Raw genomic sequence first — 14390 nt, 5'->3', positions numbered from 1 at the left:
CGAATCGGGTCGGAGCAAAAGGGCTTCCGGACAGACGCAGGTATACGAACATTGCCAAAGAATACTCAACTGCTAATATAAATTTTGTAAGTGAATTTGTCATGCCTTTTGAGGAAAGCTTGCATAAATGTTTATTAAAAGCATCTCCCGGCCCTGAAAACACTTCGCTATACCTTGTACTTCACCAAAATCTCAAAACCAATCGGCCTGTGCCCGGTATAAAACAGAAGCAACTGAACGAAGCCATGCCACAGAATCCTATACCTGATACCAGCGAATTTGAGCTTCCTCCTCTGCCCCTGGCGGAATGGGAGGCCACCAAGGACACACTGCACTTATACCTGCAGATCGTGGGCAAGATACGCCTGACACTCATGCCTCCGCTCAACCATTGGTGGCATGTTACCCTGTATGTGAACGCGCGCGGGCTCACAACGGGCCCTATACCTTACAAGTTCTATACCTTCGAGATCGACTTCGATTTCATTGACCACCAGCTCCGCATTAATACAAGCACAGGTGCCCAGGAAGAGATCAAGCTGCAGGACGGGTTAAGTGTTTCAGAGTTTTATACCGCTGTCATGAAATCGCTGGATGTGCTGGGCATTAAGGTAGAGATTCTCGCCAAACCATACGACAATAAGAGCGACATCCCTTTTGCTGAGGATCATACCCACGCGACATACCATGCAGATCAGGTAAACGCTTACTGGCGGGTGCTGACCGTGACAGATGAAGTCATGAAGGAGTTCAGCGGACACTTCTACGGTAAAACCTGCCCGGTGCAATTCTACTGGCACCACATCGACCTGACCGTGACCCGATTTTCAGGCAAAAAACTACCTGTTCGGGAAGATGCCAGCTTGGTAGAACGTAATGCTTACTCGCATGAGGTGATCAGTTTCGGTTTCTGGCCCGGAGATGACAAGGTACAGTTTCCGGCCTTTTATTCTTATACCTACCCGTCGCCGGAGGGTATAGACAAAGAGCCGCTCAAACCGAAAACGGCCTCCTGGGTTGATTCCAACGGCAGCCCGATGGCGCTGCTGCCCTACGAAGACCTCCGCAAAGAAGAAAACCCGCGCCAAGCCCTGCTTCACTTCCTGGAAAGCGCCTACCAAGCCGGCGCAAAACTGGCGGACTGGCCAATAGAAGATTTAAAGGTGAGGTGAGCCTATTCGAAGAAATTTAATAAAGATGAAAGAGGCAGGACGCTTTCATATCAACTCTTTAACATCCGCAGTTCTGGTCCTGTTGATGTTATGCATGCCGGTGCCGGCTAGCGCCACCCTGCAAAGCGATTCCTCCCGGGCCGCGATCAACATCGGTCTCACTGGCCACACAGGCTTTATCATTCCGCACTCGAGGGACATCCGGGATATTTCCGGTTCCAATCCCTGGGGTATAGAAGCGGATATGAGTTTGCACTTTACCAACGAACGTGCCTGGCAGTACCTGCAAGGCTACCCCAGGCTGGGTGCCGCACTTGCTTATTACAACTTCGATAATCCGGATATTTTGGGCAGTGCCTATATTTTGCTCCTGTATGTGGAGCCTTTCCTTTCGACGCACCGTCGCTTCAGCCTATCCTTCCGCTTCGGGGCCGGGCTGGCTTATATGGACAATATCTATGATCCTGAAACCAACCCGGATAATCTTTTCTACAGCACGCGGATTAGCTTTCCGCTGGAGTTTAACCTGCTGGGCAATTACCGGCTAAGTGAGCGCTGGATGTTACGGGCAGGCGGCACGTATAAGCATATCTCAAACGGGGGACTGAGGCAACCGAATAAAGGCATCAATTTTCCGTCGGTTACACTGGGGCTCAATTATGCTCTTCGTCCCGCCGCTTTCCCTGTAAGGCAATTGTCAGCGGGTATGCAGGAGCTGCAGGAGCGCAATTTTCTGGTGGCTATGTTTGGCACAGGCAAAGATCGCCGCGACGAGCCTTCAAGCAAATTGCCACTGCTGGGTATAACGGTCTACGTGAGTCAGCCCATTGGCCGCATCAGCGCCCTGACCGGCGGGGCAGAATGGATAGCAGACTATACCTTGCGAAAACAATTGCAAAACGAAGAAGATAGGCGTAATTTTCAGCGTGGTGCATTGCTGGTGGGGCATGAGCTGCGCATCGGGCGCTTCCGCTTTAATCAGCAACTTGGTGTCTACGTATACTCCCCCTACAAAGCCCGCGACCCGGTGTACCAGCGCTGGGGCCTGGAATACCACACCAACGGGCGTATGTTCTACGGGATCAACCTGAAGGCCCACCGCCATGTAGCTGATTTTCTGGATGCCCGTATCGGGTTTAGATTTTAAAAAGATGAAGCACTTTACATTCGCCCTTCTCCTTTTGTTCTGCACTGCTTGTGCAGGTATAGCACAATCTTCCCAGTCGGCGCAACTTGTCACAAAACCGAGCGCCTACAGTATGGGAGAAACGCTGACTAAACTTCGAGCGGCCATACAAGGAATGGGCATCAACCTGATCGCGGAAGTAGACCACGCCAAAGCCGCCGCAGACAAGGGCCTGGAACTCAGACCCACGCATGTGCTTATCTTTGGCAATCCGCTTGTAGGCACCAACCTCATGCAAGCCGACCAGCGTACCGGCCTGCACCTGCCTTTGCGCCTGCTGGTATGGGAAGATGAAAATGGCCTGGTACACCTGAGCTACCGCCACCCCAATGATTTAAAACGAGATTTTGAGTTAAGTAAGCAGCAAGCCGTGCTCAGTAAAATGGGGATGGTGTTAGAGAAACTGAGTGAGGTGGTAAAGGAGTAATACACTTCCTCTGAATTTGCGCTCATTGACAATAAAACAGGTTGTCTGTCAGGGTTGTAAAACGCATACCTTGCCACCTAAAATTTACCCTTCCTCACATATTGTAAGTGCTTACAATTTAAATTATTATTGCGGCTTGAGGGCTCCTAATGGCTCTTATCACTAGCAATGCTTAAACGTAGTTTACTCTCATTCCTGCCTGGGTTTCTACTCCTCTTTGCCATCTACCATTTTCCCGAGTTTTTCTCTTTCTTTTGGATAATGGCTGTATTCAAAATCGGGTTTTTAGTGGCTGCTTTTTTCCTGGCGAAAGCGCAGGGATGGCCGGGACTCGGAGGCTATGGTTTGGGGCTGAAATCCAATTGGCTGGGGCAGCTCATGGTGGGGCTATTGCTGGGTCTGATATTCTTTGTGCTGTCTTTCTATACTTCAATTTTCCTTGAGTATGAAAGTATAGTTTCCAGCACCTCCATCGCAGCTTTTGCCGGACAGCTGCCCATGCTCCTGCTCATGACCGCGATTCCTTCTATCGCGGAAGATATTTTAACGCGAGGCTACCCTTATGCCCACCTGCAAAAGTACATGAAGCCAGCCTACTGGGTGCTGCTTTCCGCTTTAATTTATGTTCTAAATCACATCTGGCGGTTAGGTGATGGTGTGGCAGTCCTCTCTTATCTTACGTTACTAGGTCTGGTCCTTGCCTATGCGGTCATCATCACCAAATCACTCTGGCTTGCCTTCGGCATACACTGGGGTGCTAATATCGCTTACGAATCAACCAGAACCTTATTTACCACTACTTCCACCTCTGGTGATGCCAGCACCTGGATACTGGCAGGTTGTTGGGCCCTTTTGTTGGTTCTATTAATTTTATGGGAGTCCTACAGGAAGCCTCGTGAAGTCAGGTATAGCACTGGTGTCTGATGTTTTTATACCAAAAATTCGAGAATAAAAGAAACAGGAACGGCTGCTTTCGGAAAAAGGCAGCCGCTGCTGTATAAGCATGTCGAATGTCTTGGCTAAAGCACGCATAGTGTGTTTTAGCTCTTGTTGGCATTTGCTTTGCTTTTATTGAAGCTGCTTTGCTTTCCACTCTGAGTCAAACTCTTTCGCTTGTGGGCCAATGTTACCAAAGTCAAACGTGACTGTGTTACCGTTGTCATCACTGCTGTGTTGATTATCGATTATCAAGCAAAACCTGATGATAAGCTCAACGTTGCTATCATCATCTGCAACAATTCTGTAGTTGTCCCCCTCAAACCAGGAAACCATCTCCTTGTCCCACCAAGCTACCTGCACATCATTTTTGTAAACTGAATACTTACGACCCTTATGCCCATAAATATCATACAGGTCACCACCATCCTGGCACTGGTAGTGAAGCCTTCAGAATGACGCAGATGTGAAGTTGATACTTCCTCCATCCCACAGTCCAATTTTATACTTAGTCTTGAACCATGACATCTTCTTATCTATGGTTAATCTAGTGGAAGTCTTATTATTGTTGAACAGGTATATTGATGGGAGAAGGCTTATTATTGCTGTCGAGGCAGAGAACTTCTGTTCTCCGTTGATGTATATTCGATACTTGTCCCCGAAGGCAATCTTCTTCTGATTTATATCAATGACCATTCTTCAATAATTCAAGTTAATGCCAACTACCAGCTAGCAGGAGTACGTACTCTCACTATCTGCACTATGTGTGGAGCACTGCCGCTTGTAACGGAAGCTCCATCCTACACTCATAAACTTATCTTCTAATGTACACAATTCGCCTATACCTTTCATAAAATATGAACGGAAAAGCGGCTGCCCTCTTTCGAGAACAGCCGCTTTTAAAATATGATAGTCTAATAAGATTACACGTCTACACGGGCGTACTTGGCGTTGCGCTCAATGAAGTCACGGCGAGGACCTACCTCATCGCCCATCAGCATCGAGAACAGGTGGTCGGCCTCTGCGGCTGACTCAATCGTTACGCGCTTCAGGCTGCGTGTTTCCGGGTCCATGGTCGTGTTCCAGAGCTGCTCCGGGTTCATTTCACCAAGACCTTTATAACGCTGTACGCCTACACTTTCTTCTCTGCCTTTACCCAGTTCAGCGATGGCATCGATACGGTCCTGCTCACTCCAGCAGTAGCGCTCTTCTTTGCCTTTCTTCACGAGGTATAGCGGCGGCAGGGCAATGTAAATGTATCCTTTCTCGATCAGCTCTCGCATGTAGCGGAAGAAGAAGGTCAGGATCAGTGTACGGATGTGCGATCCGTCCACGTCAGCATCCGTCATGATGATGATGCGGTGGTAACGCAGTTTCTCCATATTCAGTGCTTTCTCGCCCTCTGACGTTCCGAAGCTCACGCCCAGCGCCGTGATCATGTTCTTGATCTCTTCGCTTTCGTAGATACGGTGCTCCTGCGCTTTTTCTACGTTCAGGATCTTACCACGGAGCGGCAGAATCGCCTGGAACATACGGTTACGACCCTGCTTGGCAGATCCGCCCGCTGAGTCACCTTCCACCAGGTATATCTCGCAGTTTTCCGGGTTATTGTCAGAGCAGTCTGCCAGTTTACCTGGCAAGCTGGTGCTGGAAAGTACGTTCTTACGCTGCACCATTTCGCGGGCCTTGCGGGCTGCGTTACGGGCCTGCGCAGCCAGAATCACCTTCTGCACAATAATGCGGGCTTCCTTCGGATTCTCTTCCAGGAACTCGTTCAGCATTTCGCCTACAGCCACGTCCACAGCGCCACCCACGTCGGAGTTACCCAGCTTGGTTTTAGTCTGGCCTTCAAACTGCGGCTCCTGCACTTTCACCGAAATTACGGCGGTCAGACCTTCGCGGAAGTCATCACCGGCAATCTCGATCTTCACCTTGTCCAGCATACCTGACTTGTCGGCATAAGCCTTCAGGGTACGGGTAAGGGCGCGGCGGAAACCACCTACGTGCGTACCACCCTCAATGGTGTTGATATTGTTCACATACGAGAAGATGTTCTCGGTATACGACGTGTTGTACTGCAGCGCAATTTCTACAGGCACCCCGTTTTTCTCACTTTCAATATGGATCGGCTCCGGGATCAGATTCTCACGCGTCTCGTCCAGGTAAGCCACAAACTCTTTCAAACCACCTTCTGAGTAGAATGAGTCGGAAAGCGGCTGTCCGTCTTCGCTAGTTTCACGCAGATCCGTCAGGTTAATGCGGATGCCCTTGTTCAGGAAAGAGAGTTCGCGCAGACGGCTGGCAATCGTGTCGTACTTGTACTCTGTGGTGGTAAAGATCGAAGCGTCCGGCTGGAAAGTTACCGTCGTACCGGTTTTGTCAGTCGTACCAATCTCACGCACCGGGAAGGCAGGCACCCCAATGTTGTAGTGCTGCTCGAACACTTTGCCGTTGCGGTGTACGGTTACGTGCATGTCGGTTGAGAGTGCGTTCACGCAGGAAACACCCACGCCGTGCAAACCACCGGAAACCTTGTACGTGTCTTTATCGAACTTACCGCCGGCGTGCAATACCGTCATTACCACCTCAAGGGCCGAGCGGCCTTCTTTCTGGTGGAAGTCGGTAGGTATACCACGGCCATTGTCAGAAACCGTAATGGAGTTGTCTGTATTGATAGTCACATTGATCGTGTCGCAATGACCGGCCAGGGCCTCGTCAATGGAGTTGTCCACAACCTCCCACACCAGGTGGTGAAGCCCTTTTATACCAATGTCGCCGATGTACATGGCAGGACGCTTACGCACGGCCTCGAGTCCTTCCAGTACCTGAATACTATCTGCTGAATAATTGTTATGCAATTGTTTTTCTTCTACTTCACTCATGTGTGTCATTGGGTAGATTGAATAGGTAAAATTACCAATTTATTTCGTTTTATCTATGCTTTTGGGCCGAGTAATTATGCGGGCATTCGCCCACAGCGCTCCAGTCAAAATCCGGCCCGACTGCATACTTTATTTAAAACAAAACTAAACACGCATTAGTGCCTGTTAATCAGGCCTCTATACCTACAAAATACAAAAAGACCGCCTTACAATAAGGCGGTCTTCCTGCTTTTTCGATTGCAAATCATATTGGCAAAGTTCAGCGGCCTGTAACCAGGTATAGGCGCTTGTTCGTTTGCCAGATGGAGTGGCCGCTGGAGCCGCTCCCTTTTTTCATAGCTTAGTCAGGCATTGCATCGTGTATAAAACGAGTTTACTGGATTCGAATTGTTAAGGTTGCTGAAAATTTATGCTGTCATGAATGCGCCATATGTTAAATTTCGGCCATGAAAACGATCATCCTCCTCCTCATCTCCAACATCTTCATGACCTTCGCCTGGTATGGTCACCTCAAGTTCAAAGACACCGTGCTCTGGAAGGTCATTCTGGTCAGCTGGTTCATCGCCTTTTTCGAGTATTTGTTCCAGGTTCCGGCCAACCGCATCGGCCACGGACAGTTCACTGCATTTCAGCTTAAAACAATACAGGAAGTGATCACGCTCGTGGTATTTGTGGCCTTCTCGGTGCTATACCTGAAAGAAGAGGTGAAGTGGAATTACATCGTCGGGTTCATCTTTATTCTGCTGGCCGTGTTCTTTGTGTTTAAGAAGTGGTGAGGCTTTAATTATTGATGGTCAAATTGTTATTTGTTTAAAAAGCTTATGGCAAGGTATAGTTTTCTTAATCCTGAGTTGTTGCAGGGGCTTTTCTTCATCCCTTGCGGCCGGACGAAATCTGCTGGAAGGTGATAATGCCACCTATTTGCAGTTGCTCGATGGCCTTAATCTGCAGCTGGAAGTGACCCTAAACCTGGTGTATCAGTTGGCAGAACGGTTTACCCTCGCCATGCCTGACAACTACGACTGGACTAAGACGAAGCTGGTTATAAAGCAGGTGTAGCATCCAAACTCGCCAGGTATGACTTGTGTCAGCTGTACTTCTGTTTACAATTGGACTAGAAGCTATACCTTTGCAGCTATACCTGTATCTTTGCAAAAGCTGCACAGCACCAAAGTAGGCAGCGCTGATTTAAGAAACCTATACCTATTATGAAAAAGTGGTTGCTATACCTGAGTCTGCCCCTCACCCTGATCGCGTGTCAGGGAGGTGCCAATGAAGCTGAACGCCAGCAGACGCTGGAAACAGAGGTAATGGACCTGCACGACGAAGCGATGGCCGACATGAGCAAAATCTACCGCCTGCGCCGCAACCTCACCAGCCTCCGCGACACCCTGCAGGTGCAGTCATCCGACACGGCCACCATCAGCCTGCTCACGCGCCGTATACAGGAACTGGAACAGGCCGATGAAGCCATGATGGAATGGATGCGCCAGTACAAAGCACCCGACACCCTGGCCCACCAGCAGGCCATGCTATACCTGCAGCAAGAGCATGAGAAAATGGCCCGCGTGAAAACACGCATGGACAGCACCATTGCCAACGCCCAAAAAACCTATACCCAGCATGAACAAAAATAACCTCCGCCTATACCTATCCGCTGCCCTGCTTGGCCTTGCGGCATTCGCCTGGCAGTCCTGCTCATCTCCTGCCGAACAAGCCGGCGGCCTGCCCTACCTAGGCGAACGCCAACTAGTGCAGCGCGAAGTAGATGGCCAGCAGGTAACCGATACCGTTTACCACCGCATACCTGACTTTGCTTTCATCAATCAGGACAGCCAGGTGGTGACCAGCCTCACCGTGCAGGACAAGGTATACGTTACTGATTTTTTCTTCACTACCTGCCCCACCATCTGCCCTAAAATGAAGAGCCAGATGCTGCGCATTTACGAGGCTTTTGAAGATGACCCGCGGGTGATGCTCCTTTCGCACACCATCGACCCGAAACACGATACAGTGGCTGTGCTGCGCGACTACGCTGACCGCCTGCAGGTGAACAGCGACAAGTGGCAATTTGTAACCGGTGAGAAAGACAGCATTTACAGCATTGCTCTGCAATACATGGTATCGGCAATGGAGGATGAAGAAGAACCCGGCGGATTTGTACACAGCGGCGCCTTTGTGCTCGTAGACCAGAACCGCCACGTACGCGGCATTTACGATGGCACCGACCCCGTCCAGATCGACCGGTTGCTCCGCGACATACCGACTCTGCTGCCTAAAAAGAAAAAGAAGGATGCTGGTAAAAACTAAATTCCTGCTCTATACGGCCGGTATAGCCGCCCTGCTCACCCTGACCCGGTGCTTCTACTCAGATAAGCAAAACGAAGGGGAGCAGCTCTATACCCAGTATTGCGCCAATTGCCACATGGACGACGGCAGCGGCCTCCGCAACCTGATTCCGCCCCTGGCTGGCGCCGATTACCTGGAGAACCACCGTGACGACCTGGCCTGCATTATTCAACACGGGCAAACGGGCAACATTGTCGTGAATGGCAAAAACTACAACCAGGGCATGCCGGGTTTTGAGCACCTGAGCAAAGGGCAGATCACCAACATCCTCAATTACGTGCAAACCAACTTTGGCAACAAAAATCCGCGCTTCTCTATACAGGAAGTGGAGAAGCAACTCTTTAAATGCCGGCACTTGCTGGAGCATTAACACGAAAAAGGCGCTATAAACTGATTACAGCGCCTTTTTTATACCTGTCGTATACCTGGCTTATCTTCCGAAATCATCCTGTACGCGCACAATATCATCTTCGTTGGAAGGGTTGGCAGCATCAGTGTGTTGCCAGATCTCGGCCAGCACGCCCCAGTCATCCAAGCCTACCAGCCGGTGGCGCTCTCCCTGGCGCAGAGTAATCAGGTCGCCCGGTTTTAGCACTTTCAGTTCGCCTTCTTCATCTGTGTCGCTGGTCACAACACCTACGGTTCCTTTCACCACTTTCCAGATTTCGGCGCGGCGATGATGGTACTGCCAGCTCAGTCGCTTTTGCGGTGCCACCAGTAATATTTTAGGGCTGAGTTTACCCGATATCTTTAGTTGATCGACCGGTATGCTGTCGAAATACGCATTGGCAAAGTCCTGCGCCTGCGCCTCGTCAATCACAAAAAAACCGCCCCAGGGACGGTCCTGATCCTGGCTGCTGATGGTAAAATGCTGTTGCTTTAGTTGCTGTTCTACTTCTGAGAAAAGTGTTGTTTTATCAATTATATCCGTTGTCATGTTCTGTTCAGGCTTTAAGGGTGTTAGCGTCATACATGCAGGTATATGCTAACGGAAAAAGCAGCGTGCCTGTTGAGGCGGGTCGCAAATTTAGTATAATTCTTCAAAAATCAAGTCTGGGCTATGAGCCATATCGCTTATACCTGATCCGGGGCTCGTCAATCTTAATTTCCCTTGCCCGTTAAAATGCTTTGAAGGAAATGCTCATAGCTTTGTTCAGGTCTCTCATTTAAACCAGTGGTTGGGTGGTTGGGTGGTTGGGTGTCCGGTAAGGGTAGCGGTCAAAGGTATACCTGACCGTTTGAAGTGTATCAGTTGTCTGACCTATTCCTGCTCATACGTTGTGCCGTTCTGGTGACTTATTTTAGAGTTAGAAGATGCGAGTTTAAAATACCTGAAACCTGTATCGAGTGTCGAATTCCCTTCCTGTGCTTGCAGTTTGTTGTGCAGCAAGAGCAGGCGTTTTCGGGTAATTTCAGAAATGGTTCTGTAGCCCTGCTGGTAGGCTTTTGTAGTTGGGGAGATCTGCTCGTCGAGCTGCACGCAGATGTACTTCCGGTTGCCGCCATCCTGCTGGTTCATTTCGAGCACGGCCTGCGCAGTGGCTCCCGAACCGGCAAAAAAGTCCAGAAAGATACCATCCGGATCGTCGGAAAAGCCCAGCAGGTACTTGATCAGACTGGGCGGTTTCGGAAAATCAAACACTTTCGCTCCAAAGAGGCTTTCGAGTTCAGCACTTGCATTTTCGTTTGTACCAACCCCGACTTTAGAATTGATCAGGTTTGGCGGTACCTCTTTGTCGTATACCAGTTTTTCGTACGAGGGGCTCAGCTTGATTGTAAGTATACTGATGTTGGTGCCCTTGCTTATCTCCTTGTCCAGTTTAGGCTGCGACCACTTGAATTTAGCCTTCAGCACAACAGGCTTCACAAACAGCCCGTTTTTCACCTCGGTATCAGCCAGCAGCTCGATAGCATAACTATCAGTTCCGTAGCTGCCTTGCTGTAGCAAGCCGTCCTTCAGTCGGGTGGTGACTACATTGGCAGGAAAGGTGAGTGTGGCTGGTTTATTCATCTGGTTCAGCAGTCCGTTGGAACTCGTGCTGTTTTTCCGGATTCCCTGGAATTTCTCGTTGTTTTTGTTTTTCTGGTAGCAGAGCACATACTCCACTACTTTTTTGCTCTTTTTGGACAGGTTGGCCGGTGTCTCGGATTTTGCCCACGAGAAGTAATCAATAAAGTTCTCTTCCCCGTACACCTCGTCCATCACCAATTTTAAATTAGCCAGCTCGTTGTCATCGATGCTCACGAAAATGATACCATCTTCCCGGAGCAACTGGCGGGCGAGGAACAACCTGGTCAGCATCATGCTGAGCCAATTGGAATGGCTATTTTGCTTTCGGTTAGCCTGAGAACGGACACTTTTTTCTGCAAAGTTATCGGCGTAGATAAAGCTATCGGAACCGGTGTTGTACGGAGGATCGATGTAGATGCCTTTCACCTTTCCCTGATAGTTATTCTGCAGCACCTGCAGCACCTTTAGATTATCTCCTTCAATGAACACATGTTGTGTATGCTGCCAGTTAACAGACGCTTCCGGCACTGGTATAAACGTTTCAGTTATAGGCGCCTGGACTTGTTTATAGGCAGCAGCTTTGCCAGCCCAGGTCAATTGGTATACCTCCGGTTCAGTGTATACCTGGTCACCCAGCAATTCCTTCAGAATCGCTAAGTTCAGCTTGTCTTCAATAAAGGCAGCCGGCAAGATCTCTTTCAACTTTAGCAGGTCCTCGGAAGTAGGTATTGACTCGCCATTCATGGTCAAATCTTCTGTAAATCTGAATTATAATGTGTTGCCAGGTATAGCAACCAAGCTACTTTTACGGTGCGCTCTAGGAAACATAATAGCGCTCATGTGCTGCTCATTCACAGGACTTATACCTTGTTCGGGGAAATTATCTGGAGCGGGTTTACTGCAGCTACACCTTGGAAAAGTTGAAGATAGCTACTAAAGGAGAAATGCAAGGAAGTACATTCCAGATCAAACTGAATTCTTAAGATGCAAATCCTGCCGGCAGACTATGTACTTTTTAATAGTTGCGGCACAGGTATAGCAGTCCGGCTCAATCTTCAATCGCTTCAATGCCCTGCTCCTTCAATCGCGCCAGGTGGTCTTTCATAGCCTGGAGTTGTTCTGGGGCATGTCCCTGCCATTCTGCCACCTCGCCGGTTACCCGAAGTGCGTGTTTGGTCCGGTAAGATTTTGTTGGGTTACCTGGGAATTTCTTGTCTGTCAGATTGGGGTCGTCTTCTATCGGGCCGGTCGGTTGCACAATGTAAATTCTACCGGCTCCTTCGCCCACGGCCAGTTCAGCGCCCCAGACAGCAGCATCCAGCGTAGCGGTCAGGTATACATAAGGGGCTTTCTTGCGCATACCGTAGTTTGAGTTGTAACCCGGCTCAATCAGGTCGCCCTGCTTCAGACTAGCCTTTGTGCCGTGGTAGTATAGTTGTGCATTCAGATTGTTGGTCGCCTTTGTTGGCTTGTCCTCGCTGCTGTTCGATTGCATTATCCTTCCTTTTTGAGTTCAGCTATTCTTTCTGGCTATAACAGATACGTGATTTTGAGGGTACTGGTCAAGCTCCAGGTGCCTGCATTGGCAGTTGCATGCAGCCAAAACTCTCAGATTCTCGTCTATCCCGATCGGGCTGTAGCCAAACTTTTCACCAAGCCAGGTATCTTCATGCGCTCCAACTGCATCGCCAAAAGTGTATACCAGTATACCCAGCGGGTTTAAGAAATTGCAGAGCTTCCTGACCACAGGTTCTTGGAATTCCAGCGGTAAATGAAAAATACTATCCCACGCGACAATTAGATCAAATCTATCATCTGTTTCCCATTCGATGATATCTGCTTTTTCAAAAGTCAGCTGCGGATGATTTTGCTTTGCCAAAGCTAGCATACCTTCCGAAAAATCGATAGCGGTCAGGTTAAATGCGTTTTCCAGTAGTTTGTTTACAATGCGGCCACCGCTCCCGCATCCTACATCCAAGGCTGTTTTCTTCTCGGCACAGTTTTTTATGGCCCGGTCGATCATCGTGATGCCGTAGTCGGACCCGATCATATCGGCATTCCACTGCGAAGCAATTTTATCGTAGCTTTTGGCAATTTGGGAGGGATTCATTCCTGTATAAGCCACGGGCATTATATTTTTCTTGCTTTCTGCAGGTTATCAGCCAGAATTTTTGTGAGCGTCTGTTTCCCATATTCTTGGCAGGTTCATCTATCTCCTTTGATTCGATTATTCCATACTTGCCAAATTCATTTTCTACAGCATCAGAATCATAGAAGAATAGCTTCACACCGTGCTTCGTTTCAAATCTATCCTTGCTTACTTCTTTTCCATCCCCATACATAGCATCATTTTTTGAAATGGCCACAAAAACCATATACCCATTAGGCTTCAGTTGCGTGTAACAATCACTGGTCAGTTTAATCCGCTCTTTTTCATTTAACAAGTGGATTAAAGCGTAACAAAAAATCCCATCGTATAATTCGTAGTCAAACGGCATCGCACTAACAGAACCGTGATGTACTTTTACATCATCTCCATAGTGCTTATGGGCAAGTTCAATGGCAGTTTCTGAAATCTCTATTCCTGTTACCTTGAAGCCGGCATCGGTAAAGATCTTTGCATTTCGGCCGTAACCAAACCCAGGTATTAAGATTTTATGAAGCCTGTTTACTCTAAATAAGTTTAGAGTTGCAATGGCGGAATCTGCAGGTTCAAAACCCCACATCGTTTGTTTATCTCTAAAACTTGATTCCCAGAATTCTGCCATACTATTTTCTATAAATTCAAAATGAGAAGATATTTTTCTTCACTTAAGATAAACGGAATTGTGCAGCTAAAGGGCGAAGCGGAGTAAAGTGTCTGTGCAGGGCTAGGTAATGTATTTTTTATTCGTACTGGCTTATTTGATACAGAAGATGATTCTTCATATCTGTTGCCGATACATGTACAGTATTGAAGTCTAAGTTAGGAAAGCCTGCTAATTCTGTGTTTTCCTTATCTAAATTGTCTAACCAGTCCATGAAATCATAGATAGAATATTCTACCACTTTGTACTCTTTCCAATCATCTGTTAAGAACAATTCTGCAAACTCTTTCTCGGGCCAAACAGGTATAACACTGACTTCCTCTGAACCAATCATCACATATTTGTCTTCATTGTCGGCAATCAGGTATATCGTTTCAAAATCTGCAACTTTCCTAAGCAGATAGCCATACCTTTCCTTTGAGTCAAGGGCAAAAACGTTCTTTATTTTTTGTTCATTCATTATAATTATTTTGCCCAACTACCACGAAAGCATGAACCTACCCTTATCGCACTATGTGCAAAGCTATAGGTTACCATACTTTAGCTCCCACCTTACCATTTCTCAACACTTCCACCCATTATATTTTCCTCAGCTAATATATACCTTACTCCCACAATAA

Annotated in this window: 16 protein-coding genes; 9 read left to right on the top strand and 7 right to left on the bottom strand. The window is 48.3% G+C overall.

All coding sequences use genetic code 11. From position 1 onward, the window contains the following. Positions 1-209: 209 nt before the first annotated feature. The 4 genes from K3G39_RS03180 (at position 210) to K3G39_RS03165 (ending at position 3709) form a co-directional block, all read left to right on the top strand. The gene (locus K3G39_RS03180; protein ID WP_370627187.1) at positions 210-1172 is read left to right on the top strand and encodes a DUF5996 family protein; all 963 of its coding nucleotides are present in this window, start codon (positions 210-212) and stop codon (positions 1170-1172) included. Between the two features lie 25 nt (positions 1173-1197). Beyond that, positions 1198-2319, top strand: a complete 1122-nt coding sequence (locus K3G39_RS03175) for an acyloxyacyl hydrolase (protein ID WP_255593860.1) — start codon at positions 1198-1200, stop codon at positions 2317-2319. A 4-nt stretch (positions 2320-2323) separates the two neighbouring features. Continuing rightward, the gene (locus K3G39_RS03170) at positions 2324-2785 is read left to right on the top strand and encodes a DUF302 domain-containing protein (RefSeq protein ID WP_220624724.1); all 462 of its coding nucleotides are present in this window, start codon (positions 2324-2326) and stop codon (positions 2783-2785) included. A 261-nt stretch (positions 2786-3046) separates the two neighbouring features. Further along, positions 3047-3709 (top strand): CPBP family intramembrane glutamic endopeptidase, encoded by a 663-nt coding sequence (locus K3G39_RS03165; protein ID WP_220624723.1) that lies wholly within the window; start codon positions 3047-3049, stop codon positions 3707-3709. A gap of 935 nt (positions 3710-4644) precedes the next feature. Here K3G39_RS03165 and gyrB read toward each other — a convergent pair. Beyond that, positions 4645-6603, bottom strand: a complete 1959-nt coding sequence (gyrB, locus tag K3G39_RS03160) for a DNA topoisomerase (ATP-hydrolyzing) subunit B (RefSeq protein WP_220624722.1) — start codon at positions 6601-6603, stop codon at positions 4645-4647. A gap of 446 nt (positions 6604-7049) precedes the next feature. Here gyrB and K3G39_RS03155 point away from each other — a divergent pair, with 446 nt between their 5' ends. From K3G39_RS03155 to K3G39_RS03135, 5 genes are all read left to right on the top strand, one after another. Then, positions 7050-7379 (top strand): DMT family protein, encoded by a 330-nt coding sequence (locus K3G39_RS03155; RefSeq protein WP_220624721.1) that lies wholly within the window; start codon positions 7050-7052, stop codon positions 7377-7379. 145 nt (positions 7380-7524) lie between these two features. Continuing rightward, on the top strand, positions 7525-7662 hold the full coding sequence (locus K3G39_RS03150) for a hypothetical protein (protein WP_220624720.1): 138 nt from the start codon (positions 7525-7527) through the stop codon (positions 7660-7662). Between the two features lie 149 nt (positions 7663-7811). After that, complete coding sequence (locus K3G39_RS03145) at positions 7812-8240, top strand: hypothetical protein (protein WP_220624719.1); 429 nt, start codon at positions 7812-7814, stop codon at positions 8238-8240. After that, a complete protein-coding gene (locus K3G39_RS03140) occupies positions 8227-8913 on the top strand; it encodes an SCO family protein (RefSeq protein ID WP_220624718.1) in 687 nt (228 codons plus the stop codon). Before K3G39_RS03145 ends, K3G39_RS03140 begins: the two co-directional genes overlap by 14 nt. After that, positions 8897-9322: a cytochrome c gene (locus K3G39_RS03135; protein ID WP_220624717.1), complete on the top strand. Its 426-nt coding sequence runs from the start codon at positions 8897-8899 to the stop codon at positions 9320-9322. The genes K3G39_RS03140 and K3G39_RS03135 overlap by 17 nt, the downstream gene beginning before the upstream one ends. 60 nt (positions 9323-9382) lie before the next feature. On the opposite strand, the gene K3G39_RS03130 is transcribed toward K3G39_RS03135, so the two are convergent. From K3G39_RS03130 to K3G39_RS03105, 6 genes are all read right to left on the bottom strand, one after another. After that, positions 9383-9889 carry a phosphoheptose isomerase gene (locus K3G39_RS03130; RefSeq protein WP_220624716.1) on the bottom strand — a complete coding sequence of 169 codons (507 nt, stop codon included), beginning with the start codon at positions 9887-9889 and terminating at the stop codon, positions 9383-9385. A 324-nt stretch (positions 9890-10213) separates the two neighbouring features. Continuing rightward, positions 10214-11707: a site-specific DNA-methyltransferase gene (locus tag K3G39_RS03125; RefSeq protein ID WP_220624715.1), complete on the bottom strand. Its 1494-nt coding sequence runs from the start codon at positions 11705-11707 to the stop codon at positions 10214-10216. 304 nt (positions 11708-12011) lie between these two features. After that, complete coding sequence (arr, locus tag K3G39_RS03120; RefSeq protein ID WP_220624714.1) at positions 12012-12458, bottom strand: NAD(+)--rifampin ADP-ribosyltransferase; 447 nt, start codon at positions 12456-12458, stop codon at positions 12012-12014. An 18-nt stretch (positions 12459-12476) separates the two neighbouring features. Then, positions 12477-13073, bottom strand: coding sequence for a trans-aconitate 2-methyltransferase (locus K3G39_RS03115; RefSeq protein WP_220624713.1), 597 nt, complete (start codon positions 13071-13073; stop codon positions 12477-12479). Beyond that, positions 13039-13731: a bifunctional 2-polyprenyl-6-hydroxyphenol methylase/3-demethylubiquinol 3-O-methyltransferase UbiG gene (locus K3G39_RS03110; protein ID WP_220624712.1), complete on the bottom strand. Its 693-nt coding sequence runs from the start codon at positions 13729-13731 to the stop codon at positions 13039-13041. Before K3G39_RS03110 ends, K3G39_RS03115 begins: the two co-directional genes overlap by 35 nt. A 118-nt stretch (positions 13732-13849) precedes the next feature. Next, on the bottom strand, positions 13850-14230 hold the full coding sequence (locus tag K3G39_RS03105) for a DUF2750 domain-containing protein (RefSeq protein WP_220624711.1): 381 nt from the start codon (positions 14228-14230) through the stop codon (positions 13850-13852). Positions 14231-14390: the final 160 nt, after the last annotated feature.

The sequence above is a fragment of the Pontibacter sp. HSC-14F20 genome (assembly GCF_019599265.1).
GTDB lineage: Bacteria > Bacteroidota > Bacteroidia > Cytophagales > Hymenobacteraceae > Pontibacter.
Note: the sequence above shows the minus strand (reverse complement) of the source record. Positions and strands in the feature narration are given on the sequence as shown.

Bases quoted from the DNA above. Each gene is read 5' to 3' on its own strand.
- K3G39_RS03170 (WP_220624724.1), top strand. From the start codon at position 2,324: ATGAAGCACTTTACATTCGCCCTTCTCCTTTTGTTCTGCACTGCTTGT.
- K3G39_RS03175 (WP_255593860.1), top strand. From the start codon at position 1,198: ATGAAAGAGGCAGGACGCTTTCATATCAACTCTTTAACATCCGCAGTT.
- K3G39_RS03130 (WP_220624716.1), bottom strand. From the start codon at position 9,889: ATGACAACGGATATAATTGATAAAACAACACTTTTCTCAGAAGTAGAA.
- K3G39_RS03135 (WP_220624717.1), top strand. From the start codon at position 8,897: ATGCTGGTAAAAACTAAATTCCTGCTCTATACGGCCGGTATAGCCGCC.
- K3G39_RS03110 (WP_220624712.1), bottom strand. From the start codon at position 13,731: ATGGCAGAATTCTGGGAATCAAGTTTTAGAGATAAACAAACGATGTGG.
- K3G39_RS03165 (WP_220624723.1), top strand. From the start codon at position 3,047: ATGGCTGTATTCAAAATCGGGTTTTTAGTGGCTGCTTTTTTCCTGGCG.
- arr (WP_220624714.1), bottom strand. From the start codon at position 12,458: ATGCAATCGAACAGCAGCGAGGACAAGCCAACAAAGGCGACCAACAAT.
- K3G39_RS03115 (WP_220624713.1), bottom strand. From the start codon at position 13,073: ATGAATCCCTCCCAAATTGCCAAAAGCTACGATAAAATTGCTTCGCAG.
- K3G39_RS03145 (WP_220624719.1), top strand. From the start codon at position 7,812: ATGAAAAAGTGGTTGCTATACCTGAGTCTGCCCCTCACCCTGATCGCG.
- K3G39_RS03125 (WP_220624715.1), bottom strand. From the start codon at position 11,707: ATGAATGGCGAGTCAATACCTACTTCCGAGGACCTGCTAAAGTTGAAA.
- gyrB (WP_220624722.1), bottom strand. From the start codon at position 6,603: ATGAGTGAAGTAGAAGAAAAACAATTGCATAACAATTATTCAGCAGAT.
- K3G39_RS03105 (WP_220624711.1), bottom strand. From the start codon at position 14,230: ATGAATGAACAAAAAATAAAGAACGTTTTTGCCCTTGACTCAAAGGAA.
- K3G39_RS03155 (WP_220624721.1), top strand. From the start codon at position 7,050: ATGAAAACGATCATCCTCCTCCTCATCTCCAACATCTTCATGACCTTC.
- K3G39_RS03140 (WP_220624718.1), top strand. From the start codon at position 8,227: ATGAACAAAAATAACCTCCGCCTATACCTATCCGCTGCCCTGCTTGGC.